Origin of the sequence: Bradyrhizobium sp. BLXBL-01, from assembly GCF_051853025.1 — a bacterium.
In the GTDB taxonomy this organism is placed as follows: Bacteria; Pseudomonadota; Alphaproteobacteria; order Rhizobiales; family Xanthobacteraceae; genus Bradyrhizobium.
Genome location: NZ_CP182471.1, coordinates 12,374 through 36,150 on the forward strand (window position 1 = coordinate 12,374; position 23,777 = coordinate 36,150).

The following is a 23,777-nucleotide window of genomic DNA, read 5'->3' on the forward strand; positions in this document are numbered from 1 at the left end:
ATCTCTGTAGTTTCCGCCCGAAACAGCCCACCCAACAGGACAGCGAGAACCTCGTGGCGCCCATCCAATACATCGTCGAGGGCGGTCACCGGCTCTCGGGCTCGATCGAGCCGTCCGGCAACAAGAATTCGGCGCTGCCGATCATCGCCGCCGCACTGCTGACCGAACATCCGGTCGTGCTGGAGAACGTGCCGCGGATCCGTGACACCGAGACGCTGGTCGAGCTGGTCCGCTCGGTCGGCGCGTCGGCGGAATGGTCCGCGCGCAACACGCTCCACATCCACGCCAAGAGCATCCGTGCCGCCGATCTCGACCCCGAGCTGTGCGTGCGCATCCGCGCCTCGATCCTGCTCGCCGGGCCCCTGCTCGCCCGCTGCGGCGAGGTGATGCTGCCGCCGCCGGGCGGCGACGTCATCGGCCGCCGGCGTCTGGACACACATGTGCTCGCGCTGGAGCAGCTCGGCGCAAAGGTCACCGCGACCGACCGGCTCGAATTCCGCGCGCCCAAGCTTGCGGGCGCGGACGTATTCCTGGACGAGCCGAGCGTCACCGCGACCGAGAACGCGCTGGTCGCGGCGGTCGCCGCCGACGGCACCACCTATTTGCGCAACGCGGCCTCCGAGCCGCATGTGCAGGACCTCGCCAATTTCCTGGTCGCGCTCGGCGCCAGGATCGAAGGCATCGGCACCAACACCATGATCATCCATGGACCAGCGACGCTCGGCGGAGCCACCTACCGGATCCAGCCCGACCATATCGAGGTCGGCTCGCTGATCGGGCTCGCCGCCGTGACGCGCTCGCCCTTGCGCATCACGCGCGCGGGCGTCGAGCATCTGCGCTCGATCCGCATGGGCTTCGAGCGGCTCGGCATCGTCTGCCGCATCGAGGGCGACGACCTCATCGTGCCCTCCAACCAGACATTGAAGATCCAGGACGATTTCGGCGGCCATGTGCCCAAGCTCGAGGACCAGCCCTGGCCGGCCTTCCCGGCCGACCTGATGTCGATCGCGATCGTCACCGCCACGCAATGCGAGGGCGTGATCCTGATGTTCGAGAAGATGTTCGAATCCAGGATGTTCTTCGTCGACAAGCTGATCGCGATGGGCGCGCGCATCGTGCTGTGCGATCCGCACCGCGCCATCATCGCCGGCCCCAGCCGCCTGCACGGCGCGACGATGACCTCGCCCGACATCCGCGCCGGCATGGCGATGCTGCTCGCGGCCGTCTGCGCCGAGGGCACCTCGACCATCAACAATGCCGACCAGATCGAGCGCGGCTATGAGCGCATCGAGGAACGGCTGAACGCGCTGGGTGCGAAGATCAAGCGCGTGCCGGAGCGGAAGGGCTGAGGCGTTCTTCCTTCTCCCCTTGTGGGAGAAGGTGGCGCGAAGCGCCGGATGAGGGGTATGCCTCCACAAATTCCGGTGAGAGTTGGACTCGTGGATAAAACCCCTCACCCGTCTCGCCGCTTCGCGGCGAGCCACCCTCTCCCACAAGGGGAGAGGGGAAGAGGTAAGCCTCTCGCATCGTACATCGGTTTCGTGCCCCGGACGCAGCGCAGCGCTTCTTCAGCGATGCGCTGCTGAGCCGGGGCCCATGCGACTACGCGCCACGCTCGCGGCTTCTGGGTCCCGGCTCGCGCTTCGCGCGTCCGGGACACGAGCCATGTTTTCGTCGCGCGGCTGTGCTATTGAGCGCCATGCTCGACACCGTCCAACATCATGCGCAGCCGCATGCCGGCGTGCCGCCGAATCATCTTGCCGAAGAATTCGTCGAGACGCTGCGCCTCGCCGTGCCGATGATGCTGACCCAGCTCGGGCAGATCGCGATGATCACCACCGATCTCGCGATGATCGGCCGACTCGGCGAGGAGGCGGTGGCCGCGGCGGCGCTGGCCCATACGGTCTATTTCGTCAGCTTCACGTTCGGGCTCGGATTGACCTCGGCAGTGTCGCCGCTGGCGGCGCAGGCGTTCGGCGCCGGCGACGCCAGGCGCATTCGCCGCTCGTTGCGCGTCGGTCTGTGGGCCGCGCTGCTGATCTCGCTGCCGATGATGGCCTCGCCGCTCTATGGCGAGCAGATTTTGCTCGCGCTGGGTCAAATGCCGCGAGCCGCCGCGCTGGCGCAGCACTATTTGAACGGCCTCGCCTGGGGCATCGCGCCGGCGCTCGGATTCATCGCGCTGCGCGGCATGATGAGCGCGGTGAACCGGCCGCAGGCGCCGCTGTGGATCACACTGGCGGCGATCCCGGTCAACGCCGCGCTGGTCTACGCGCTGATCCACGGCCTGTTCGGCCTGCCGGAGCTCGGCCTGTTCGGCGCGGGGCTTGCGACCACGCTGGTCAATCTCGGCACCTTCATCGCCGCACTCGCTATTGCCGCATGGCGAAAACCGTTCGCGGACTATCATCCGCTCGCCCGCCTGTGGCGGATCGATTGGCCGTTGATGCGCCAGCTGATCGCGATCGGTGCGCCGATCTCGTTTTCCCTGCTGCTGGAATATGGTCTGTTCTCCTCGGCGGCGCTGCTGATGGGACTGATCTCGACCGCCGCGATTGCCGCGCATCAGATCGCGCTCCAGGTCACCGCCGTGCTGTTCATGGTGCCGCTCGGCATCGGCATGGCGGCGACGGTGCGGGTCGGTCACGCCTACGGCCGCAAGGATCCGGAGGCGGTGAAGCGCGCAGGGCTCGTCGCAGCCGTGCTCGGCGTCGCGCTGGTCTCCGCGCTGACGATCGCCATCGTGATCGGTCGCTATCAGCTCGGCCGGCTGTTTTTCGGCAGCGGCAGCGAAAGCGCGGCAACGGTCGAGCTGACGGCAACGCTGCTGCTGGTCGGGGCCAGCTTCTTCATCGCCGACGGCCTGCAGACCATCATGGGCGGCGCACTGCGCGGCATCAATGACACAAGGATGACGCTGCTATTCGCCGCGATCGGCTATTGGGGCGTCGCCTTTCCCATCGGCTGGATGCTGGCGTTCCACACAGGGCTCGGCGCGGTCGGCGTCTGGATCGGATTCTCGGTCGGCACGTTCGTCTATGCCGGGCTGTTGATCTTGCGCTTCCGGATGCTGGCGCGCAAACTGGCGGAATGATCGGGACGGTCCGCGAAGTCGCGCCTGAGGTCGATGCCGATGCGCTGCTCGCCGGCGCGCAGTTCATCGACGCGTTTCGCGTGGACGTCGGCGCTGCGGCGGTGAATGCCCGCGAAGCCTGCACCAGGATGGTGCTGCACGGGCCGCGCTGGATCGACGCGCTGCTGCGCCTGCGCAACATTCTGGTGAGGCCGTTCGGGCTGAAGTCCTCCGGCGAAGGCGAGCCGGCGCCGGGCGGCATGATCGGCCTGTTTCCGGTGGTCGACGAAACGCCCGAGCGGCTGGTGGCGGGCTTCGATGATCATCACCTCGACTTCCGCATCGTGGTCGACGTTTCAGGCAATGCCGCGAGCCGGCAGGTGACCTCGACCACGCTGGTGCGCACGCACAATCTGCTCGGCCGGACCTATCTCGCGCTGATCATGCCCTTCCACAAGCTCGTGGTCCGCAACATGATGGGACGAATCGTGGCGCCGGCCCGCTGAACTGTGCGGGCCGACATTGATGAACACGTCCGCGTTCAGCCCACCGGCCCCGGGGTCCAATTGTCTCCCGCGAGCGGACTGACTCTCACGTCAGGAATGACACCGCGGTCCATGCTCGGATCGAAATGGCGCATCGCCCGCTCATTGAGGTCGATGATGCGGCCGGGTCTGAGCGGTCCCACGTCATTTATCTTGACGATGACCTTCTTGCCGACAGCCTCGACGAGGGCATATTTCGGCCTCGCGCCAAATTCGACCCCACCAAATTTCCGACGCAGGCTCGTCTTGATGGCAGCCGTCCAGGCAGAGGGATCATAACGCTCGCCGGAGGCTGTCTTCGGACCTCCCTCCTCCTTGCCGGGCTTGAACGGATTGTAGGTGGACGCCGCGCCAACGATCGCATTACCGGAAGCGGCATCGACGACGGCACTTGAGTGATCCCCACGCGTTTCACATCGAGCAACGGCAACAGAGAAGGCAAGCGTAACCAGGGCGCCGCAAATTGCGGCGCTCGAACGGAAGAGCATCATAAGTCCTGTGATTTTTTAGATTGTCCGGTTCCAGAACCACAAAACTGGTCAAGCGAACGCAGCAGCGTTCATCAACTTGCGCCAATCGTTTGCGGATTCGAGCCAACCCCTGGCTACGGAACCGTTGTGTGAACCGGCGTGGTCCTCACGTCGTATTTACCGGTTAAGACAGAGATTGCGTCAGCAACATGACCCGATGGAACCTGGCGCGTGCAGCGTCAGGAGACGCAGGCAGCGATCACGGCTGAATGGCGCGACGTATGCATCGCGGTCGAAACGAGTCTACGAGGATGTGTTCGACTCACTCCGCCACCCGAACTGACTTGTCGGTTGCGGTTTCCGACCATTCGCCGACGACGCGGTCGAGGTCGCAGAGATTTTGGTGCATCTGCTCCAAGGAGAAGCCGAGCGCGAAGAAGCGCTCGGCGGTGTCGCTTGCGTGGCCGCGGATCAGGCCGTCCTGACGGACGGACGCGACCGCCTCGGCGTAGTGCTGGAGCGCGACATGCACGGGATGGATCGGCGGCGCGCCGGCGCCTTCGCGCAAGGCGCTAGCGGCCGCGCGCAGGAAGCGCGCGATCACGGTCGAGACTTCCGTCAGCGGCGCTGCCAGCCGCATCTGCACCTCGACCGGCAGCGGCACCACCGTGGCGCGGCCGATCATCACGACGTCGTGGCGCAGCCGCAGGATCGTTCGCAACAACGGACCGGTGTCCGGGCCGCTCGACAGCCGCGCGGCGCGCTCGCGCTCGGCCTCGGAGCCGATCGCATTCAGATTGACCATCGCGGAGCCGATGCCGTCCTGGATCCGGTGCAGCGCGTCGTTGTCGCGGCCGCGCGTGAGGCCTGCCAGCAGCTCGGTGAAGGCATCGGCGATCAGCTCGAGCAGAACCGCCGCGCTGGCGCGGATCTGCCGTACTGCGCGCGAGGGCAGCACCAGGAACGAGACCAGCAATCCCGTGACGGCGCCGACGCCGACCTCGCTGACCCGATCGATCGCCGAGGTCAGGGGATCGGCATGATGCAGGGTCGGAACCAGGAGCACGATCACGGCGGTGACCGTGGCGGCGCTGAGACTCGGATTGATCGCGGCGATGAAGGCGAGCGGGGCGACGGAGAGGACCAGCAGGCCGAGCAGGCCCGCCTCGCTGGAATAGGGAATCAGGATGGCGATGGCGCCGCCATAGATCGCGCCGCCGATGGTGCCTAGCATGTAGTCGCGCGTCGCCTTCAGCGAGCGGCCGACGCTCATCTGGGTCACGATCAGCGAGGTCAGCACCGCCCAGAGCGGCAACAACAGATGCAGCGCGGTGGCGATCGCATAGGCCGCGGTCGCGGCGACCGTGACCCGGATCGCCAGCCCCAATTGCGTCCGCCGCGCTCGAACCCGGTCGAACAGCTGCCTTGCGCGCGTCATACGGAATATCCCGATCCTTTGCGCCAAGCCAAAAGCATGGCTGATCCCCGCCCCCGCAAGGCCGCTTGAAAGGCCAAATCGACCCGCCTAACTTGCGCGCCAAAACGAGGAAACACGATGGCTCACGAAACCACAACGCTCGCCGCCTATGTCTTCAATCTGAAATACCAGGATATTCCCACCGAGGTGCTGGAGCGCGCCAAAGTGCTGACGCTGGATTTCCTCGGCAGCGCGATCAGGGCGCGGCGCGAGGCGGAATCGACCCCGTCGATGCTGAAGATGCTGGAGGCGCTGGCGCTGGACACCAAGGGCGAGTCCACCGTGTTCGGCGATACCAAGACCTGGACGCCGGCGGTCGCGGCGCTGCTCAACGGCGCGCTCGGCCATTCGCTCGATTTCGACGACACCCACGCCGATTCCTCGCTGCATCCGAGCGCACCGGTGGTGCCGGCCGCCTTCGCCGTCGGCGAGATGGTCGGCGCGTCGGGCCGCGACGTGCTGACGGCGATCGTTGCCGGTTACGAGGTCTGCTGCCGGCTAGGCAACGCACTCGACCCGACCTCGCATTATGCACGCGGCTTCCACCCCACAGCGACCGCCGGCACCTATGGCGCCGCCGCGGCGGCCGGAAAGCTGTTCGGCCTGTCCGAGAAGCAGCTGATCGCCGCGTTCGGCGTCTCCGGCAGCCAGGCCGCAGGCTCGCTGCAATTTCTGGTCAACGGCGCCTGGAACAAGCGCTACCAGGTCGGTGCCGCCGCGATGAACGGCGTGATCGCCGCGACGCTGGCGCGCAACGATTTCGTCGGCGCGACCGAGTCGGTCGAGGGCAAGCACGGCCTGCTCGCCGGCTACACCGACGATGCGCATCCGGACAAGGCGGTCGCCGAGCTCGGCAAGACCTATGAGACGATGAAGATCGGCGTGAAGCCCTATCCGAGTTGCCGCTACACCCATGCCGCGATCGATGCGCTGATCGCGATGCGGCGCGAGCACAATCTGACCCCGGAGCAGGTCAAGCGCGTCGAGATCGGCCTGCACCGCAACGGCATCACGCTGACCGGCGATGCCGCCACCAAGCGCCATCCGCGCTCGATCGTCGGCGGCCAGTTCTCGATGTTCTTCACCGGCGCGCTCGCGCTCGACCAGGGCTCGTTCGGCTGGGACGATTACAACCGGCTCGGTGATGCCGCGATCGATGCGCTCGCCGACAAGTTCGACGTGGTGCAGGACGATCGGCTCGAGATCGGCCGCACCCATCCCTTTGGCGCGCGCGTGAGCATCACGACGGATGACGGCGTGCACGAGCGGCTCTATGCCGACCCGTCGGGCGAGCCGACCTCATTCCCGGACACGCAGGCGATGCAGCAGAAATTCCTGACGCTGGCGCGCCCCGTGCTGAACGCCCGCGCGGAGAAGTTTGCGGATGCGATCATGACCTTGGAGCGGTTCGACCGCGTGGCGCAGGCGACGGAATTGGGGAGGTAGGGCTCTCTCTTCTCCCTCTCCCCGTTCTTACGGGGAGAGGGTTGGGGTGAGGGGCCTCTCTCCACACGTGAGATCGTCGAGGGGGACCTGTACCCCCTCACCCGGATCGCAAGAGCGATCCGACCTCTCCCCGCAAGCGGGGAGAGGTTGAGCTAATCCACTCCCGCCAGCTTCCCCTTCTCGCGCGTTGCCGCGACCACGTCCCGCACGAGATCGAATACGCCGTCGGCTTGCGGCGGCGCGTTCGGCGAGCGGCCCATCCGCACGATCACCAGTTGCTCAGACGGGATCACGATGGCGTATTGCCCGATCGTGCCCTTGGCGAAGAAGGCATCGCGCGGCCAGCCATGTTCCACGCGAAAGTTTGCGCCAAAGCTGTCGCCCTGGTTGGTCCAGAAGCCGGCGCCGATGCCGACCCAGGCATTCGGCGTGGCCGTCGCCGAATAGTTCACCCACCCTTCCGGCAAGATGCGTTTGCCGCCGGCGACGCCGTCATCGAGATAGAGCTGGCCGAAGCGCGCCCAGTCGCGCGCAGAGGCGAGCATCTCGCTCGACCCTTCGATCGTGCCGGCGCCGTCGAGCTGGAGCACGACATGGCGCATGCCGAGCGGGGCGAACAATTCGCGGCGGCCAAAGCGCAGCGCGTCTTCCGGCGTGCCACCGGCCGCATCGCGGATCAGATGCGAGAGGATGAGGACGTTGCCGTCGTGATAATTCCACGCGGTGCCGGGCGCGGTCCGAAGCGGGATGGTCTCGGCATAGGCGGCCATGTCCTTCTCGGCGAATTTCATCCGGTTGACGGGCTCGAAGGCGGAGCCGAGCGAAGCCTGTAGCGAGCTGCCGAGCGCAAGGCCCGCGGTGTGACGCAGCAGCTGATCGACGGTGATGGCATGGCGGGGATCATCGGGATCTTTCCAGGCCGCGACCGGCGCGGGACCGTCGAGCTTCAGCTTGCCCTGGCGCACCAGCACGCCGATCAACGCCGAGATCACCGATTTCGTCATGGAGAAGCCGAGCAGCGGCGTCTCGGGGCCGATGCCGTCGGCGTAGCGCTCGGCGACGACGCGGCCGGCCTTCATCACGACGATGGCGCGGGTGCGGCGGTGAGGCGGCTGCGCGGGCTCGGCGAAGGCCCGGTCGAGCGCGGCGGCGAGTGAGGGGTTTTGCGGCGACACGATCGCGGGGCCGGCGATCTCGGGCAGCAAGGCGGGCCGTTTGTCGCCAGGCGGCGGCGCGACGGCAGTCATGCCAGCACCGTGCTCGAGGGTGCAGCCGAGGCCCTCGCGATAGACGGCACGGCTGCGGCCGAGGCCAAACAGCGTCACCGCGACGTCCTTGCGGACGGAATCGACCTTGTACTCCATCGCCCAGCTGATCAGGCTCGCTCCGGGCATGGCGTCGGTGGTCTCGGCGAAGTTGCGGCTGGGATCGAGGCCGGAGACGAACGTCTCGGCGCACAGGATGTCGGCGACGAAGCCGGTGGCGACCTTCGGCACGTCGCGGGCCCGGGCCGCGCCGAGCGCGAGGCCGGCTGCGGCGATGGCGGTGGTGAGAAGGAGGATCTTGCGGCGGGTCACGGGCTTTCTCCGGCTGGGGCGTATGGCTGGAGGAAGCCGGAGCAGCCGGAGGTGCGCTCGCCGGATTTGGAAAATGGCCTTGTTGAAACCGAACTGACCTCGCCGATTCCAGAATTTCGGTGTGATTAGAATGGCTTGGAAATCAGGCCGCACTTGTCTTCAGCCGCCGGTACTCCGTCGGCGTCACGCCCGTCACCGCTTTGAACGCCCGGTTGAACGGCCCCAGTGACTGGAAACCGGCGTCCATGGCGATGGTGATGACAGGGACCTCGGCCTGGGCGGGATCGGCGAGCGCGGCCTTGGCTTCCTCGATCCGATGGTTGTTCAGGAACACATTGAAGTTGCGATAGCCGAGCCGCTGGTTGATCAGCCGGCGCAGCCGGTATTCGGGAATCTTCAGCCGGCCCGCCAGCACGCCGATGGTGATGTTCTCCTGGCGATAGATCCGCTCTTCCGCCATCAGGCGCATCAGGGCATCGACGAGTTTCTGGTCGGCGGCGTCCTCGACCACGGGCTGGACCAGCGCGATCGCCGGTGCAGGCTCTGGCGCAAGCGGAAACAGATCGGCGCCATCCACGCGCATCATCGTGTAGGCAATCGCTGCAACGATGCAGGCGAGCACCCCTGTGTTGATCGTGTTGGCGACATCGCCCGCGCTGAAGGCAACGAGGATCTGGAGCACCGCATTCAACCCGCCATAGAGCGCGGCAGCGCAGACGATGAAGACGCGCACGCGGCGGCGACGCTCGACCAGATCGGCGGACCATGATCGGATCGTCTGCGCCACTGCAAGCGCGATGAAACCGAGCACGATCAGGTTCACTACGGTCACCGAGAACCGCGCGTTGCCGCCGGGCGCGATCCAGAGACACCCGACGAAGCTGAAGGCGGTCACCGCAGCCCAGATCAAACCGTGCCACCAGCGCAGGCGAAAGGCGTCGTCGAACAGCGCGCGTGTGAACAGCCAGAATACGACGATGTTTCCGGTCGAGAGCGCAATCAGCGGCGCGTGCCAGATCGGAACGAGCGACGACACGCCGATGGAATAGCTCGCGGCATGCGCCGCCGAGCCGAGCGCGAAGGCCGCACCGAGCCGGGCTGCCAGCACATTGCGGAACTCGGAGAGCAATGATGCCGCCAGCACCAGCAGCAGCGCGACGCTGGCAGCGCGGAAGGCAAGCTCGGTTGTGGCAAGTGTCATCGGGTGATGCGACGGTGCGGTTGAAGGCAGCCGAACATCGTTCGTTGCGCTCGTTTTTTCAAGGACCATCCGTACGCAAGGGTTAGCGGCGCCCACCGCTGTCATCGCCCGGCTTGACCGGGCGATCCAGTACACCGAGACGCCAGTGATTGAATCGACGGGCTGCGGCGTACTGGATGCCCCGGTCAAGCCGGGGCATGACAGGGGAGTATGTGGTTCGGCCTTTGTCGCGACGGCGATGCGAAATCCTGCTACGATCGCGCTCAACAAAGCTAAAAGGAGTCCACCATGAGCTGGCAGCCCTCGAACGATCCCGTGCTCGGCGATCCCATGTCCTGCGATGCGCTCGATCTCGTCATCGTGCCGCGCACGCGCGACCTCGGTGATGGGTTCGCGGTGCGCCGCGCGTTGCCGCACGGCAAGCGGCAGATGGTCGGGCCCTTCATCTTCTTCGACCATTTCGGCCCGGTGCAGTTCGTCTCCGGCAAAGGCATGGACGTGCGGCCGCATCCGCATATCGGGCTTGCCACCGTCACCTATCTGTTCGACGGCGCGATCATGCATCGCGACAGCGAGGGCAACGTCCAGGAGATCGCGCCCGGCGCGATGAACCTGATGACGGCGGGGCGCGGCATCGCACATTCCGAGCGCACGCCGGATGCGCAGCGCGCCTCGGGCCAGAAGATGCTCGGCCTGCAAAGCTGGATCGCGCTGCCGGCGGGCTCCGAAGAGATCGCGCCATCGTTCCAGCATTACGCGGCGGGCGACCTGCCGATGATCTCCGAGCGCGACTTCACCGCGCGGGTGATCGCGGGCTCCGCCTTCGGCATCGCCTCGCCGGTGTCGATGGTCTCGCCCTGGTTCTACACCGAGGTCACGGCGGCGGCGGGCGCGAGCGTGCCGCTTGATCCCGATCACGAGGAGCGCGCGATCTATGTGGTCGACGGCGTGGTCGAGATCGCGAACGAGCGCTACGAGGGGCCGCGCCTCCTGATCTTCCGGCCCGGCGACCGCATCACCGTGAAGGCGCTGAAAGCGACGCGGATGATGTTTCTCGGCGGCGATGCGCTGGAAGGCCCACGCCACATCTGGTGGAATTTCGTCTCCTCCAGCAAGGAGCGGATCGAGCAGGCCAAGCAGGACTGGAAAACCGGCCGCTTCGCGGCAGTTCCGCAGGAACACGAGTTCATTCCGCTGCCGGAATAGGCTAATCCGGTCTCCGGTCGCGCCGTCAGACGCGGCCGGATGTCCTGCGCGAAGGCTTTGCCGATGACCACCATGCTCTCCAGCGACCTGCCTCTATCCAAGATCGGACGCGGCAAGGTGCGCGATATCTACGCCGTCGACGACGACCGCCTGCTGCTCGTCACCACCGACCGCATCAGCGCCTTCGACGTCGTGATGGGCGAGACCATCCCGATGAAGGGCGCGGTGCTGACGCAGATCAGCGCGTTCTGGTTCAACGAGCTCGAAGGCGTAGTGCCGCATCACATGATCAGCGCCGACACCGACGAGATCGTCGCGGCCGTGCCGGCGTTGCAGCCGCATCACGCCGAGATCCTGGGTCGCGCCATGCTGTGCAAGCGGACCACCGTGTTTCCGATCGAATGCGTGATCCGCGGCTACCTCTCGGGCTCCGCCTGGAAGGAATACGCCGCCAGCGGCACGCTCGCCGGCGAGAAGCTGAAGACGGGCCTCGTCGAGAGCGAGAAGCTGGAGCCGGCGATCTTCAGCCCGGCGACCAAGGCCGAGAGCGGCCATGACGAGAACATCACCATCGCGAAGATGCGCGCGGTGGTCGGCGACGAGGTCGCCTACACGCTGGAGAGCATGACGCGGGCGATCTACACGCTCGGCGAGGAGCTCGCCCGCGAGCAGGGCATCATCATCGCCGACACCAAGTTCGAGTTCGGCCGCGACAAGGACGGCCGCATCATCCTGATCGACGAGGTGATGACGCCGGATTCTTCGCGCTTCTGGGCGGTGGATGCCTACAAGCCGGGCCAGCCGCAGGCGAGCTTCGACAAGCAGCCGCTGCGCGACTATCTCGACGTCGAGCGCCGCGCCGGCCGCTGGAACGGCGACGCCCCGCCGCCGCCGCTGCCGGCCAGCGTGGTGGACGCGACCAGCAAGCGATATCTGGAAGCGTATCGGCGCGTGACCGGAGCGGAGCTGAGGATTTAGGCGCGGTTTACTGACGAATGCATGTCTGGATTGTCGCGCTTCGCGGCAGGACAACAGCAAAGTATGGACACGCCTTTGACGCTTTGCGCCGACCCAAGGGCTCTGGGGCTGCGATCTCGCCTCCATTGATCCAGATCAAGCCGGGAGCCAACGATTAGAGAAAGCTGATCACCTCGGCTTGATACAACAACGAGGGAGATCGCCATGGTCGGCACCAAGCGAATGTTACTTTTTGCAGCCGTCCTGGGCTGCGGAATTTTCGGCTCGACCAACTGGTCAAACGACACCGTCATCGCGTTCGGCGTTCCCAGCGCTGAAGCCAGGGTCGGCCGGCCGGCAACCCCCGTGAGCGTTGCCGGCGTCGCACGTCGAACCACGCGACGCGCGGTCGTGGGGGGAGCGGCGGTGGGTGCGGCAGCTGCCGGCGCGGCATGCGTCCGTGTCTATGTGAACGGCGCCTACGTCTGCCGCTGATGCCATTCGCGCCGGCGAACGCAAATCGCCGGTCCGGGCTACGACGTCAGCTCCGTCATTGCGAGGAGCCCTTGCGACGAAGCAATCCAGGCTGCCTCTGCGGAGGGATTCTGGATTGCTTCGCTGCGCTCGCAATGACGTGGAGAGATGATGGTGGCTTACACCCCCGCCATCATCACGTATTTGATCTCGACATATTCTTCCATGCCGTGACGCGAGCCTTCGCGGCCCAGGCCGCTTTCCTTGACGCCGCCGAAGGGCGCGACCTCGGTGGTGATGAGGCCGGTGTTGACGCCGACCATGCCTGATTCCAGCGCTTCGGCGACGCGCCAGACGCGGCCGAGATCGCGGGAATAGAAGTACGAGGCGAGGCCGAAGGGCGAGGCGTTGCACATCGCGATAACGTCGGCCTCGTCCTTGAAGCAGATCACGGGTGCGAGCGGGCCGAAGGTCTCCTCCTGCGACACCAGCGAGTCCGGCTTGACGTCGGCGAGCACGGTCGGCTCGAAGAAGGAACGGCCGAGCTCGCTGCGCTTGCCGCCGGTGACGACCTTGGCGCCGCGCTTGACGGCATCGGCAATGTGGCGCTCGACCTTGTCGACCGCCTTCATGTTGATCAGCGGGCCCTGCGTGACGCCGCTCTCGGTGCCGTCGCCGATCTTCATCGCCGCGACCTTCTTCGACAGCTTCTGCACGAACTCGTCGTAGATCTTGTCCTGGGCGTAGATGCGGTTGGCGCAGACGCAGGTCTGGCCCATGTTGCGATACTTCGAGACGATCGCGCCTTCGACGGCAGCCTCGATGTCGGCGTCATCAAACACGATGAAGGGGGCGTTGCCGCCGAGCTCGAGGCCGAGCCGCTTCACGCCGACCGAGGCCTGCTGATAGAGAATCTTGCCGACCGCGGTCGAGCCGGTGAAGCCGACAAAGCGCACCGCCGGATGCTCGCACAGCACCTTGCCGATCGGCGGTGCGTCACCCGTGATGATGTTGAGCACCCCCTTGGGGATGCCTGCCCTCTCGGCGAGCACGGCCAGCGCCAGCGCCGACAGCGGCGTCTCGTTGGCGGGCTTCAGCACCACGGTGCAGCCGGCGGCCAGCGCCGGAGACACTTTGCGCGTGATCATCGAGTTCGGGAAATTCCACGGCGTGATCGCGCCGCAGACGCCGATCGGCTGCTTGATGGCGAGCAGGCGCGCATCAGGCCGCTGGCTCGGAATGGTCTCGCCATAGACGCGGCGGGCTTCTTCCGCAAAGAACTCGATATAGGCGGCGCCGATATCGACCTCGCCGAGCGCCTCGGTGAGCGGCTTGCCCTGCTCGGAGGTGAGGATCAGCGCGAGATCCTCGCGATTGGCGGTGATCAGCTCGAACCATTTGCGCAGGATGTTGGAACGCTGCTTGGCCGTGTGCTTGGCCCAACCCGGAAAGGCACGCTCTGCGGCTTCGACCGCTCTGGTGGTGTCGTCAGCACCAAGCTGCGGCACCTTTGCCAGCTCGACGCCCGTGGCGGGATTGTTGACGGCGAAGACCGGCGCACCGACCCAGGCGCCGTCGATATAGCAGGCCTCCTTCAGCAGCGAGGGGTCCTTCAACCGGTCGCGCAGGGTGGCGGTGGATTGAGTGGCGCGGGCGGCGGCGGTCGGGGTCATGGCGTTCTCCCTGCGGGCGATCGGATTGGCCCGGAATATAGGGACAGGCGGCGCGCAATGCACCGCCCCGCAACGCACATCTGATGGGAATTAAACTCGGAGCCGCGAGGTTACGCCGCGCCGCTCATATAGGTCTCGCGCCGGCCGATCATGCGCTCGGCGGCCGCCTTGGCGTCGGCCTTGGAGGACGTCGCGCAGGTCCGGTATTCGAGATCGGGAACGTGGGAGGTGTCGCGACGGCCGAACCACGACTTCGAGCCGACCGGCAGCAGCGCCAGCGCCTGCGCCAGATTGTCGACCGCGCCGAAAGAATAGAGCGCGCCGGTGCCGGCAATGCGGACCTCGTAAATCCCGGGCGAAATCGGCGCCTCCAGGTTCTCGCCCCGTCCGGCACGGGGATAGCGTTTCCATTCGCTCCAGGTCGATATCATCTGAGGTCCCCCCCTCGCCGCCCATGCGCGGGCGGCGACATTGCATCAAATCTTAATCAGCCCATGAGCCGGGCCGGGTGCTGAACGCGGCAGCTCACGAAATGTTTCAAGCTGCCGAAACTATATCGCCTCGAGCCCTTCCGAGGTGAGGCGACGTCCGGCAATCCACCGCAGATTGTGAGAGAGCGTCGCCGTTCAGTCCCGCTGTCGTCGTGCCTGGGACCAAGGCGGTCAAGTCACGACATCGCGACCGGCGCAGCTGCATGGATGCGCTTGCCGCGCGGGAAGGCAGTCGATTACTTCAAACAATAATCAAACCCGAGGAACGCCATGCAGACAGCAGAGTCCAAGGCGCGCATCTGCATCACCATCGTCATTGCGAGCCACCGGGTCCGCGCGAAGCGCGGCCCGATGACAGGCTCCGCGAAGCAATCCAGTCTGCCGCCATGGAGAGACTCTGGATTGCTTCGTCGCTGCGCTCCTCGCAATGACGGGGAGAGAGCCTTGCTCTACCCCGTCAACCCGCGCTGCTCCGCCAGCTCCTTAAGCGACACGAGCGGGCGGGCGCCGATGTGCTGGATGACTTCGGCAGCGGCGAGCGCGCCGAGCTCGCCGCACTGCTTGTAGCCGAAGTTGCGCGCGAGGCCGTAGAGGAAACCGGCAGCGAAGAGATCGCCGGCGCCGGTGGTGTCGACCACCTTCTCGACCGGGAAGGCCGGCGCTGCGACCGCGTCTTCCACGGACACGACCATGCAGCCCTTCTCGCTGCGAGTGACGATTCCGAGATTGACGTCGTTGCGCAGCTGCTTCAGCGCGGTGTCGAAGTCCGAGGTCATGTAGAGCGAGTGCAGCTCGGACTCATTGGCGAACACGATGTCGACGGTGCCGCCCCGCATCAACGAGAGAAACTCGTCGCGATAGCGATCGACGCAGAAGGAATCCGACAGCGTCAGTGCCACCTTGCGCTTGGCGTCATGGACGATCTTGGCCGCCTTGACGAAGGCCTCCTTGGCGTTCTTGGGGTCCCAGAGATAGCCTTCGAGATAAACGATGCCGGCAGCAGCAATCTCGTCCGGATCGATGTCGGCGGGCGACAAATCCTGCGCCGCACCGAGATAGGTGTTCATGGTGCGCTCGCCGTCGCCGGTGACCAGGATGTAGGAGCAGCCGGTGGCGGGGCCGTCCTTGGCGGCGGGCGTGTTGAAGGCGACGCCGGCTGAGCGGATGTCGTGAACGTAGAGCTTGCCGATCTGGTCGTCCTTGACCTTGCCGACATAGGCGGCGCGTGCCCCCAGGCTGCCGATGCCGACGATGGTGTTGGCGGCCGAGCCGCCCGAGACTTCGGTGGCCGGCCCCATGTCCTTGTAGATGGCCGCCGCCCGCGCCTCGTCGATCAGCGACATGCTGCCCTTGGTCATGCCATGCTTGGCCAGAAAGGCCTCGTCGGTCCGAACCAGCACGTCGAACAGCGCGTTGCCGATGCCGAGAACGTCATATTTCACGTCAGCCATTCACCTTGATCCTGTTTGCCGGATTGCGGACCTTACGGAAATCCGCTTCCTGTCGGCCTGAAATCGAAGCTCGCGGCCTATCACGACCGGGCCTTGGCGGGCAAGCAACGGTATTTTCGAGAGCATGATCCGCTCCTTCCTGACCGTCTCGACGGGAACGCTGGCCTCGCGCCTCCTGGGTTTTGCCCGCGATTCCCTGATTGCGGCGCTGCTCGGCACCGGCGCCGTGGCGGACGCGTTTCTGGCGGCGTTCCAGCTCGTCAACGTGGTGCGGCGGCTGCTCAGCGAGGGCGCGCTGAACGCGGCGCTGATCCCGGCCTGGTTGCGGGTGCGGGACCGCGACGGGGTGGCGGAAGCCGCGGCGTTCGCCGGGCGCGTGCTCGGCACGGTCAGCGCAGCGCTGGTCGCGATCTCGCTCCTGATCGCATTGTTGATGCCGCTGATCATGACGGTCATCGCGCCGGGATTCCTCGGCAGCGGCACGCTCGATCTCGCCGTTCAGAACGCGCGGCTGATGCTGCCCTATCTCGCCTTCGCCGGTCCCGTCACCGTGCTGATGGGGCTGCTCAACGCGCAGGGACGTTTCGCGCTGACGGCGTTCTCGCCGCTGCTGTTCAACATCGCGCTGATCGCCGCGATCGCGGTGCTGCTGGTCGGGCGGGCAGAGGCCAGCTTCGCCGCATGGATCCTGGCGGCGACCGTCGGCCTCGCCGGCCTGCTGCAGCTGCTGATGCTGCTGTCGCAGCGAAGCGGGCGGCTTGCGACACCGCTGCGCGCCAGTTTCGACAAGGAGATGCGCGGCTTCTTCGCCGAGGCGATCCCCGGCATGATCGCAAGTTCAGGGCCGCAATGGCTGATGGTGGCGGGCGCGATCATCGCTTCCGCGACGCCGTCCGCCGTGTCCTGGCTCTATTTCGCCAACCGCTTGATCGAGCTGCCGCTCGGCATCGTCGGCGTCGCCATGGGTACGGTGCTGGTGCCGGAGCTGACGCGCGCGGTGGCTAGCTCCGATCGCGACGCGGTGGCGCACGCCGAATCCCGTGCGCTGGAGCTTGCGACCGGGCTGGCGCTGCCGGCGACGCTCGGCCTGATCGTGCTGGCCGAGCCGATCGTGCGGCTGTTGTTCGAACATGGCGCGTTCGGTGCGGAGGACAGCACGGCCACCGCGCGCGCGCTGATGTGGCTGGCGCTGGGCTTGCCGGCCCATGTGCTGATCAAGGCGCTGTCGCCGGCGTTCTATGCCCGCGGCGACACGATGACGCCGCTCATGGCCACGGCCAAAGGCTTTGTGGTCGCGGTCGCCCTCGCGGTCCTGCTCGGCCATCTCTTCGGCGCGAGCGGGATCGCGGCGAGCATCGCGGCGGGCGCCTGGAGCAGCGCGCTCTCGTTGCTCCGAAAGGGCACGCGCGAGTTCGGCTTCTCGGTGGACGATGCCGCGCGAAGACGGCTGCCGCGGATCGTGCTCGCCGCGGCCGCGATGGGCGCCCTGCTCTGGCTGTCCGCGGATCTGATGCCTGCGGAGGCGCATGGCCTGATCCGCTTCGTCGTGCTGGGTGCGCAGATCGCGGCCGGGATCGCGGTCTACGGCCTGCTGCTGCAGATCCTCGGTGCCGCCTCCTGGCGCGAGGCGGTTAACGCGCTGAAACGACCCGGCTGACCCACGGCCCGCGCGAAAGACCCTTGACGGGGCAGCGCCGCTGTTGGAAACGACGGCCGAATACCTATGGGAAGGCTGACCATGCCATTCGTTGAACGGGTCTTTTCCGGCGTCCAGCCGACGGGCAATCTGCACCTCGGCAATTACCTCGGCGCGATCGTCAACTTCGTGAAGATGCAGGAAACCCACAATTGCATCTATTGCGTCGTCGACATGCACGCGATCACGCAAGGGGTGGACGTCTGGGGCGGACCGGTCGAGCTCGCGCGCAACACCCGCGAGGTGACCGCGGCGTTCATCGCGGCCGGCATCGATCCCAAGAAGCACATCGTGTTCAACCAGAGCCAGGTCTCGGGCCACGCCGAGCTCGCCTGGATCTTCAACTGCGTCGCGCGCATGGGCTGGCTCGGCCGCATGACCCAGTTCAAGGAGAAGGCCGGCAAGGACCGCGAGAACGCCTCCGTGGGCCTGTTCGACTATCCCGTGCTGATGGCCGCCGACATCCTGCTCTATCGCGCCACCCACGTTCCCGTGGGCGAGGACCAGAAGCAGCATCTCGAGCTCTCCCGCGACATCGCGCAGAAGTTCAACAACGACTTTGGTGACTCCATCCGCGCGCAGGGCACCAATGACGGCCTGTTCTTCCCGCTGCCGGAACCCTTGATCACGGGTCCGGCGACGCGCGTGATGAGCCTGCGCGACGGCACCAAGAAGATGTCGAAGTCGGATGCCTCCGACAATTCGCGCATCAATCTCACCGACGACGCCGACACCATCGCGCAGAAGATCCGCAAGGCGAAGACCGATCCGGAGCCGCTGCCGACGGAAGAAAAGGGCCTGGAAGCGCGGCCCGAGGCCGACAATCTCGTCGGCATCTTCGCCGCGCTGTCCGGCCGGTCGAAGGCGGACGTGCTGCGTGAATTCGGCAACGGCCAGTTCTCCAGCTTCAAGAACGCGCTGGCGGAGCTGTGCGTGACAAAACTCGCGCCGATCGCCGGCGAGATGAAGCGCCTCGTCGCCGATCCCGGCCATATCGACGCGATCCTGAACGAGGGATCCGACCGGGCGCGCGCGATCGCCGACGAGACCATGAAGCTCTCCAAGGACATCGTCGGCTTCATCCGCCGGCGCTAGAGCCGCCATTGCAAGACCGGCTGGCGCCACGGCGCCGGCCGCTTCTCCTCTCCCAAACGTTGCGGGAGTGTGGCAGCATGCTTGCCGTGCACAATCCGGGACATGCATGACCAGCAAGCGACTTTGCTACGAGCCGGGTCACAAGCCCAAATGCCTCGTCATCGTCGACGACAGCGCCGAATGGGATCGCGCCGTCTATTACGCCAGCCGCTGGGCGATCCGCGCCGGCGGCGGCGTGGTCATGCTGCGCATCATCGAGCCGGAACAGCAGAGCCAGGAATGGCTCGGAGTGGCCGACATCATGCGCGCCGAGGCGCAGGAAGCCGCCGAAGCCGCGCTCGACCGCGCCGCCGGGCGCGCCAACGGCATCGCCGCCATCACGCCGGAACGGGTGATCCGCGAAGGCGAAGCGTTGGAGCAGCTGCTCGCTGTCATCGACGAGGACCCCGATATCGCCATGCTGGTGCTCGCCGCCAATCCCGGCGCGGAAGGACCCGGTCCTTTGGTTTCGCTGCTCGCCCATGCGCTCGGCACGTTCCCGGTGCCGGTCACGATCATCTCGGGCGCCCTCAGCGACCAAAGCGTGGATTCGCTGTCGTAGCTGCGCTGCTCTTACCCTCCCCTGGAGGGGGAGGGTCGGCTCGTGTCGAGCGAAGCGAGACATGAGACGGGGTGGGGTGACAGTCTCTCCACCTCGAACGCTGCCCGTGGGGAGAGATCACCCCACCCCGCTCGCGCTGCGCGCGATCGACCCTCCCCCTCCAGGAGAGGTCGGGCCAACCCTCTGATTTTTATGAGCTAATATCCTGCCTCCCCTTGACCGTGCGTTCGCCGTCGCCATCTGCTAGGGGATAGAGCACGCGCCGGCCTTGAACCGGCGACGTCTGGAGAAAATCATGTTCATTCAAACCGAAGCGACCCCCAATCCCGCCACGCTGAAGTTCATTCCCGGCCGCGTCGTGACCGACGGCAACCCCATGGAATTTTCGAGCCGCGAATCAGCCGTGCGTTCGCCGCTGGCCGAAAAGCTGTTCGAGGTGCCCGGCGTCACCGGCGTGTTCTACGGATCGGACTTCATCACCGTGACCAAAGCGAGCGGTGAATGGCAGCAGCTCAAGCCCGCAATCCTCGGTGCCATCATGGAGCACTACATGTCGGGCGCGCCGCTGCTGGCCGACGGCACGGCCACAAGCGAGTCCGATCTCGACGACGAGGACGTGTTCTTCGACGAAGCCGACGCCGAGACCGTGGACATGATCAAGGACCTGATCGAGACCCGGGTGCGGCCGGCGGTCGCCAATGACGGCGGCGACATCACCTTCCGCGGCTTCAAGGACGGCGTCGTCTATCTCAACATGAAGGGCGCCTGCTCCGGCTGCCCGTCATCGACGGCGACGCTCCAGCACGGCATCCAGAACCTGCTCAAGCACTTCGTGCCTGACGTGGTCGAAGTCCGGCCGATGTAAGCCCCTTACGCTGCCTTCTGCTTCGCGGTGATCAGCTTGCGGTTGATCAGCACTTCCGCGATCTGGATCGCGTTGAGGGCAGCGCCTTTGCGTAAGTTGTCGGACACGCACCAGAGCACGAGGCCGTTCTCCACCGTCGCGTCCTCGCGGATGCGGCTGATGTAAGTCGCGTCCTCGCCGGCCGCTTCATACGGCGTGGCGTAGCCGCCGGGCTCCTGCTTGTCGATGACGAGGCAGCCCGGCGCCACGCGCAGGATGTTGCGCGCTTCATCGGCGGTGATCGGATTCTCGAACTCGATGTTGACGGCCTCGGAATGGCCGACGAACACAGGCACGCGCACGCAGGTGGCGGAGAGCTTGATCTTGGGATCCAGGATCTTCTTGGTCTCCGCCATCATCTTCCACTCTTCCTTGGTGTATCCGTCCTCCATGAAGACGTCGATGTGGGGAATGACGTTGAAGGCGATGCGCTTGGGGAATTTCTTCGCGACCAGCTCGTCATTGGTGTAGACGGCCTTGGTCTGGGAGAACAATTCGTCCATCGCGTCCTTGCCGGCGCCCGACACCGATTGATAGGTCGAGACCACGACGCGCTTGATCGTCGCCTTCTCGTGCAGCGGCTTGAGCGCGACCACGAGCTGCGCGGTCGAGCAGTTCGGGTTGGCGATGATGTTCTTCTTCTTGAAGCCTTCGGTCGCGGCCGCATTCACCTCGGGCACGATCAGCGGCACGTCCGGGTCCATGCGCCAGGCCGAGGAATTGTCGATCACCACGGCGCCGGCGGCGCCGATCTTCGGCGACCATTCCTTCGACACCGACCCGCCCGCCGACATCAGGCAGATGTCGACGTCGGAGAAGTCGTAATGCTCGAGCGCTTTGACCTTCAGGGTGCGGTCGCCATAGGAGACCTCGACGCCGACGCTGCGGCGCGACGCCAGGGCCACGACCTCGTCCGCGGGGAATTTGCGCTCATCCAGGATGTTGAGCATTTCCCGACCGACATTGCCGGTCGCGCCGACGACTGCGACTTTGTAACCCATCGTTCACTCTCCGATGAAAAAGCCCGTTCCCGAAGCTGACGCTTAAACAGGAAGAGCAGCGCTTCTATGCGAGAACCGGCCTCAAGACAACGTCAAGACCATGCCTTAGGGACGTGGATGCAGTCGCCTGAGGCCAGCACGGCCGTTAGCCCTACCCAGATCCAGCTGAGGCTTTTGGCTATCGCCGATGAGGTGGTCGGCACGCTCGCGCATCTGGTCGTGTATGTGGGGGCGCTCGCCCTGTTTGCCATCCTCGCCCTCGCAGGCCTGGGACAGCTGCCTGACCTGCGCGGTGACGGTCCCGCGGACAAGCCAAGCTGGACTACGGCAGACCGCTCGCATCCGCGCTTCGCCGTCAGTCGGATCGATTCATCAGAGAAAACAGCCTCTTACACCATCTTTCGGCATCCCGAAGGCGGCCGCAGGGACGTGCTGCGCTGGACCGACGCGGCGGACAAGCCGGTGGCCGAGCTCGAAATCTACCGCCAGGGCGCCGAATTCGACGTGACGCGGCCGGCAGCCGCAGGCTTGGCCGCTCAGATGGGTTTGGGTGCGGATGCCCCGCTCGAGCAGGCCGGCCTGATCGACACCAAATTAGGCCCCGTTGCCCTGTTCCGACCGGTCGGCGCGGCGGAGGGGACGCGGGCCTGCCTCGGCTATCTCAAGCGCTATGAGGAGCCAGGCTTGCAGATCTCCGGCTTCTCTTGCCAGGGCGACAGCTTGCCCGCCCGCCGCGCGGCGATCGCCTGCACGCTGAACCGGCTCACGCTGCTGGCCTCGGGCAACGAGCCGAAGCTGGCCGAATTGTTCGCCCATGCCGAGCTCAGGCGCCGCGGCTGTGCCCCGCAGGGCTCGCCGGACTGGCTGCTCGGCGCCGCGAACGCGCAATTGCGCGGAGCGCTTTGACCTGCATCAAGGATTCTGCATCAAGCTCAAGTGGCTGGTTTGCATGCAACTTTTGCCGGCGCGCACGATTATTCCGCGCTGGTGTGACCCAATTGACCTAGTTGCATCCGCCCTGGCCGGGCTAGTATGGGGTGAAATCGACTGGCGGCCTGCCGCCTGAAGGGGACGTGATGAGCTTGAAATTTTCTGCCGCGAACAAACTGGCGACATTGCTTGCGGCGGGCGCCGCGATTGCCATCGCGTTCGCGACCCCGGCTTCCGCCGAGACCAGGACCAAGCAGCGCTATGACGAGCGCGGCCGGCCCTATTACGGCCCGAGCGGCCCCAACGCGGTCTACCAGCAGGGCCGCACCCGCATCTATGTGAGCAAGCGCTCCTGGCTCGACGGCGGCACCGAGGTCAATCCGGGCGACCGCAAGTTCACCGACTACGCCTTCCCGCCGGCCGTGGGCTATCCGTCCTTCGCCCGCGAGAACCTCAACCGTCCGATCGACCGCCAGCCGCTCTCGCCGCCGCAGGATGTCGGCGGCTATCCGCAGAACTTCCCGCTGTACTGAGGCGGGTCGACTTGAAGTCAAAATGGCCGGGCCGAAGTCCGGCCATTTTTGTTTTGGCGAGATGCCGTAGGGCACACCTGCCTCTCCCTCGTCATTGCGAGCGCAGCGAAGCAATCCAGAACTCTCTGCGGGCAGATTCCGGATTGCTTCGTCGCTTCGCTCCTCGCAATGACGGCTTGAGGCTACGCTTTCGCAGCCGGATCGTAGCGCCTGCAAAACTCCTCGATCGCTTCCGAGCGGAAATCGCCGAGGACCTCGAAGATCAGCTCATCCGGCCAATCCCACCAGGCAATGCGGCGCAGGCTTGCGGCAACGGAATCGTCAAAGCGCTTGCGGATGGGACGGGCGGGAACGCCGCCGACAATGGTGTAGGGCGCGACATCGCGGCTGACGACCGCGCCCGCGGCGATCACCGCGCCGTCGCCGACGCTCACGCCCGGCAGCAGGATGGCGGCGTGGCCGATCCAGACATCGTTGCCGACGATCACCCGGTCGCCGCGCCTACCTGCGAAGAAGTCGCGGTCGCGCGTCGCGCCCGCCTCGTAATATTCGGGGACATAGGTGAAGCGGTGCTGCGAGGGACGGCCCATCGGATGGTTCGGCGCACCGATCCGCACCGAATTGGCGATCGCCGTGAACTTGCCGATCACGGCGTCGGCGACGTCGCAATTCTCGCCGAGATAGGAGTAGTCGCCGAGCGAAGCATATTCGATGCGCGTGCCCGCGAGCACCTCGCAGCGCCGCCCGATCTGCGCCTCGCGCAAGCGCACCGTCTCATGGATGATGGTTTCCGCGATCTTGGGGCGGGGTGAGGCATCCATGAGCGGGCTCCGAGAACAGGTGCGTAGGATGGGTTAGCGCAGCGTAACCCACCACTCTGGTTTCCGCGGAGAACAGAAGAGGTGGGTTACGCCTTGCAGTCTGCGCTTCGCGCAGGCCGCATGGCTAACCCACCCTACGTTTCTGTGCTTTCCGC

General features: G+C 65.9%; 22 protein-coding genes. 13 read left to right on the forward strand and 9 right to left on the reverse strand.

Annotation, left to right across the window (positions count from 1 at the left end):
- Nucleotides 1-53 precede the first annotated feature (53 nt).
- From murA to ACNJYA_RS00060, 3 genes are all read left to right on the forward strand, one after another.
- The gene (murA, locus tag ACNJYA_RS00050) at nucleotides 54-1,349 is read left to right on the forward strand and encodes a UDP-N-acetylglucosamine 1-carboxyvinyltransferase (RefSeq protein WP_172787972.1); all 1,296 of its coding nucleotides are present in this window, start codon (nucleotides 54-56) and stop codon (nucleotides 1,347-1,349) included.
- 350 nt (nucleotides 1,350-1,699) lie between these two features.
- Entirely contained in the window at nucleotides 1,700-3,094 is a 1,395-nt protein-coding gene (locus ACNJYA_RS00055) for an MATE family efflux transporter (RefSeq protein WP_439401790.1), read from the forward strand.
- Nucleotides 3,091-3,579, forward strand: coding sequence for a DUF2867 domain-containing protein (locus ACNJYA_RS00060; protein WP_439401791.1), 489 nt, complete (start codon nucleotides 3,091-3,093; stop codon nucleotides 3,577-3,579). The genes ACNJYA_RS00055 and ACNJYA_RS00060 overlap by 4 nt, the downstream gene beginning before the upstream one ends.
- Nucleotides 3,580-3,614: 35 nt before the next feature.
- Here ACNJYA_RS00060 and ACNJYA_RS00065 read toward each other — a convergent pair whose 3' ends face one another.
- Together ACNJYA_RS00065 and ACNJYA_RS00070 are read right to left on the reverse strand one after the other, a co-directional pair.
- Nucleotides 3,615-4,109 (reverse strand): septal ring lytic transglycosylase RlpA family protein, encoded by a 495-nt coding sequence (locus ACNJYA_RS00065; protein ID WP_212255602.1) that lies wholly within the window; start codon nucleotides 4,107-4,109, stop codon nucleotides 3,615-3,617.
- Nucleotides 4,110-4,410: 301 nt separating this feature from the next.
- Nucleotides 4,411-5,526, reverse strand: coding sequence for an FUSC family protein (locus ACNJYA_RS00070; RefSeq protein WP_212255601.1), 1,116 nt, complete (start codon nucleotides 5,524-5,526; stop codon nucleotides 4,411-4,413).
- 117 nt (nucleotides 5,527-5,643) lie between these two features.
- Between ACNJYA_RS00070 and ACNJYA_RS00075 the strand changes: the two genes are divergently transcribed.
- On the forward strand, nucleotides 5,644-7,011 hold the full coding sequence (locus ACNJYA_RS00075; RefSeq protein ID WP_439401792.1) for an MmgE/PrpD family protein: 1,368 nt from the start codon (nucleotides 5,644-5,646) through the stop codon (nucleotides 7,009-7,011).
- 152 nt (nucleotides 7,012-7,163) lie between these two features.
- On the opposite strand, the gene ACNJYA_RS00080 is transcribed toward ACNJYA_RS00075, so the two are convergent.
- Nucleotides 7,164-8,588 (reverse strand): serine hydrolase domain-containing protein, encoded by a 1,425-nt coding sequence (locus ACNJYA_RS00080; protein WP_439401793.1) that lies wholly within the window; start codon nucleotides 8,586-8,588, stop codon nucleotides 7,164-7,166.
- A gap of 142 nt (nucleotides 8,589-8,730) precedes the next feature.
- Nucleotides 8,731-9,789 carry a helix-turn-helix domain-containing protein gene (locus ACNJYA_RS00085; RefSeq protein WP_439401794.1) on the reverse strand — a complete coding sequence of 353 codons (1,059 nt, stop codon included), beginning with the start codon at nucleotides 9,787-9,789 and terminating at the stop codon, nucleotides 8,731-8,733.
- Nucleotides 9,790-10,077: 288 nt separating this feature from the next.
- Between ACNJYA_RS00085 and ACNJYA_RS00090 the strand changes: the two genes are divergently transcribed.
- From ACNJYA_RS00090 to ACNJYA_RS00100, 3 genes are all read left to right on the forward strand, one after another.
- On the forward strand, nucleotides 10,078-10,995 hold the full coding sequence (locus tag ACNJYA_RS00090; protein WP_439401795.1) for a pirin family protein: 918 nt from the start codon (nucleotides 10,078-10,080) through the stop codon (nucleotides 10,993-10,995).
- A 63-nt stretch (nucleotides 10,996-11,058) separates the two neighbouring features.
- The gene (locus tag ACNJYA_RS00095; RefSeq protein ID WP_439401796.1) at nucleotides 11,059-11,973 is read left to right on the forward strand and encodes a phosphoribosylaminoimidazolesuccinocarboxamide synthase; all 915 of its coding nucleotides are present in this window, start codon (nucleotides 11,059-11,061) and stop codon (nucleotides 11,971-11,973) included.
- Between the two features lie 204 nt (nucleotides 11,974-12,177).
- Nucleotides 12,178-12,447, forward strand: coding sequence for a hypothetical protein (locus ACNJYA_RS00100; RefSeq protein WP_439401797.1), 270 nt, complete (start codon nucleotides 12,178-12,180; stop codon nucleotides 12,445-12,447).
- Between the two features lie 158 nt (nucleotides 12,448-12,605).
- Here ACNJYA_RS00100 and ACNJYA_RS00105 read toward each other — a convergent pair whose 3' ends face one another.
- From ACNJYA_RS00105 to ACNJYA_RS00115, 3 genes are all read right to left on the reverse strand, one after another.
- The gene (locus ACNJYA_RS00105) at nucleotides 12,606-14,099 is read right to left on the reverse strand and encodes an NAD-dependent succinate-semialdehyde dehydrogenase (RefSeq protein WP_439401798.1); all 1,494 of its coding nucleotides are present in this window, start codon (nucleotides 14,097-14,099) and stop codon (nucleotides 12,606-12,608) included.
- Between the two features lie 110 nt (nucleotides 14,100-14,209).
- A complete protein-coding gene (locus tag ACNJYA_RS00110) occupies nucleotides 14,210-14,530 on the reverse strand; it encodes a hypothetical protein (RefSeq protein ID WP_172787983.1) in 321 nt (106 codons plus the stop codon).
- Nucleotides 14,531-15,039: 509 nt separating this feature from the next.
- Entirely contained in the window at nucleotides 15,040-16,041 is a 1,002-nt protein-coding gene (locus tag ACNJYA_RS00115) for an adenosine kinase (RefSeq protein WP_439401799.1), read from the reverse strand.
- Nucleotides 16,042-16,165: 124 nt separating this feature from the next.
- Between ACNJYA_RS00115 and murJ the strand changes: the two genes are divergently transcribed.
- The 4 genes from murJ (at nucleotide 16,166) to ACNJYA_RS00135 (ending at nucleotide 20,298) form a co-directional block, all read left to right on the forward strand.
- Nucleotides 16,166-17,698, forward strand: coding sequence for a murein biosynthesis integral membrane protein MurJ (murJ, locus tag ACNJYA_RS00120; protein ID WP_439401800.1), 1,533 nt, complete (start codon nucleotides 16,166-16,168; stop codon nucleotides 17,696-17,698).
- An 81-nt stretch (nucleotides 17,699-17,779) separates the two neighbouring features.
- Nucleotides 17,780-18,832, forward strand: a complete 1,053-nt coding sequence (gene trpS / locus ACNJYA_RS00125) for a tryptophan--tRNA ligase (RefSeq protein WP_212255583.1) — start codon at nucleotides 17,780-17,782, stop codon at nucleotides 18,830-18,832.
- Nucleotides 18,833-18,938: 106 nt separating this feature from the next.
- Entirely contained in the window at nucleotides 18,939-19,433 is a 495-nt protein-coding gene (locus ACNJYA_RS00130; RefSeq protein WP_172787987.1) for a universal stress protein, read from the forward strand.
- A 295-nt stretch (nucleotides 19,434-19,728) separates the two neighbouring features.
- A complete protein-coding gene (locus ACNJYA_RS00135) occupies nucleotides 19,729-20,298 on the forward strand; it encodes a NifU family protein (RefSeq protein ID WP_439401801.1) in 570 nt (189 codons plus the stop codon).
- Nucleotides 20,299-20,303: 5 nt separating this feature from the next.
- On the opposite strand, the gene ACNJYA_RS00140 is transcribed toward ACNJYA_RS00135, so the two are convergent.
- Nucleotides 20,304-21,338, reverse strand: a complete 1,035-nt coding sequence (locus tag ACNJYA_RS00140) for an aspartate-semialdehyde dehydrogenase (protein WP_036002717.1) — start codon at nucleotides 21,336-21,338, stop codon at nucleotides 20,304-20,306.
- A gap of 117 nt (nucleotides 21,339-21,455) precedes the next feature.
- Between ACNJYA_RS00140 and ACNJYA_RS00145 the strand changes: the two genes are divergently transcribed.
- Nucleotides 21,456-22,244: a hypothetical protein gene (locus ACNJYA_RS00145; protein WP_212255579.1), complete on the forward strand. Its 789-nt coding sequence runs from the start codon at nucleotides 21,456-21,458 to the stop codon at nucleotides 22,242-22,244.
- Between the two features lie 170 nt (nucleotides 22,245-22,414).
- Entirely contained in the window at nucleotides 22,415-22,801 is a 387-nt protein-coding gene (locus tag ACNJYA_RS00150; RefSeq protein WP_212255578.1) for a hypothetical protein, read from the forward strand.
- A 182-nt stretch (nucleotides 22,802-22,983) separates the two neighbouring features.
- Here the strand turns inward: ACNJYA_RS00150 and ACNJYA_RS00155 are convergent, their stop codons facing one another.
- Nucleotides 22,984-23,622 (reverse strand): DapH/DapD/GlmU-related protein, encoded by a 639-nt coding sequence (locus ACNJYA_RS00155; RefSeq protein ID WP_439401802.1) that lies wholly within the window; start codon nucleotides 23,620-23,622, stop codon nucleotides 22,984-22,986.
- Between the last annotated feature and the right edge of the window lie 155 nt (nucleotides 23,623-23,777).

Excerpts from the sequence above, each read along its gene's own strand:
- ACNJYA_RS00105 (WP_439401798.1), bottom strand. The coding sequence starts at position 14,099 with ATGACCCCGACCGCCGCCGCCCGCGCCACTCAATCCACCGCCACCCTG.
- ACNJYA_RS00140 (WP_036002717.1), bottom strand. The coding sequence starts at position 21,338 with ATGGGTTACAAAGTCGCAGTCGTCGGCGCGACCGGCAATGTCGGTCGG.
- ACNJYA_RS00090 (WP_439401795.1), top strand. The coding sequence starts at position 10,078 with ATGAGCTGGCAGCCCTCGAACGATCCCGTGCTCGGCGATCCCATGTCC.
- ACNJYA_RS00150 (WP_212255578.1), top strand. The coding sequence starts at position 22,415 with ATGAGCTTGAAATTTTCTGCCGCGAACAAACTGGCGACATTGCTTGCG.
- ACNJYA_RS00065 (WP_212255602.1), bottom strand. The coding sequence starts at position 4,109 with ATGATGCTCTTCCGTTCGAGCGCCGCAATTTGCGGCGCCCTGGTTACG.
- ACNJYA_RS00145 (WP_212255579.1), top strand. The coding sequence starts at position 21,456 with ATGCAGTCGCCTGAGGCCAGCACGGCCGTTAGCCCTACCCAGATCCAG.
- ACNJYA_RS00110 (WP_172787983.1), bottom strand. The coding sequence starts at position 14,530 with ATGATATCGACCTGGAGCGAATGGAAACGCTATCCCCGTGCCGGACGG.
- ACNJYA_RS00055 (WP_439401790.1), top strand. The coding sequence starts at position 1,700 with ATGCTCGACACCGTCCAACATCATGCGCAGCCGCATGCCGGCGTGCCG.
- ACNJYA_RS00100 (WP_439401797.1), top strand. The coding sequence starts at position 12,178 with ATGGTCGGCACCAAGCGAATGTTACTTTTTGCAGCCGTCCTGGGCTGC.
- ACNJYA_RS00070 (WP_212255601.1), bottom strand. The coding sequence starts at position 5,526 with ATGACGCGCGCAAGGCAGCTGTTCGACCGGGTTCGAGCGCGGCGGACG.
- ACNJYA_RS00135 (WP_439401801.1), top strand. The coding sequence starts at position 19,729 with ATGTTCATTCAAACCGAAGCGACCCCCAATCCCGCCACGCTGAAGTTC.
- ACNJYA_RS00085 (WP_439401794.1), bottom strand. The coding sequence starts at position 9,789 with ATGACACTTGCCACAACCGAGCTTGCCTTCCGCGCTGCCAGCGTCGCG.
- ACNJYA_RS00155 (WP_439401802.1), bottom strand. The coding sequence starts at position 23,622 with ATGGATGCCTCACCCCGCCCCAAGATCGCGGAAACCATCATCCATGAG.
- ACNJYA_RS00095 (WP_439401796.1), top strand. The coding sequence starts at position 11,059 with ATGACCACCATGCTCTCCAGCGACCTGCCTCTATCCAAGATCGGACGC.
- ACNJYA_RS00115 (WP_439401799.1), bottom strand. The coding sequence starts at position 16,041 with ATGGCTGACGTGAAATATGACGTTCTCGGCATCGGCAACGCGCTGTTC.
- ACNJYA_RS00130 (WP_172787987.1), top strand. The coding sequence starts at position 18,939 with ATGACCAGCAAGCGACTTTGCTACGAGCCGGGTCACAAGCCCAAATGC.
- trpS (WP_212255583.1), top strand. The coding sequence starts at position 17,780 with ATGCCATTCGTTGAACGGGTCTTTTCCGGCGTCCAGCCGACGGGCAAT.
- murJ (WP_439401800.1), top strand. The coding sequence starts at position 16,166 with ATGATCCGCTCCTTCCTGACCGTCTCGACGGGAACGCTGGCCTCGCGC.
- ACNJYA_RS00075 (WP_439401792.1), top strand. The coding sequence starts at position 5,644 with ATGGCTCACGAAACCACAACGCTCGCCGCCTATGTCTTCAATCTGAAA.
- ACNJYA_RS00060 (WP_439401791.1), top strand. The coding sequence starts at position 3,091 with ATGATCGGGACGGTCCGCGAAGTCGCGCCTGAGGTCGATGCCGATGCG.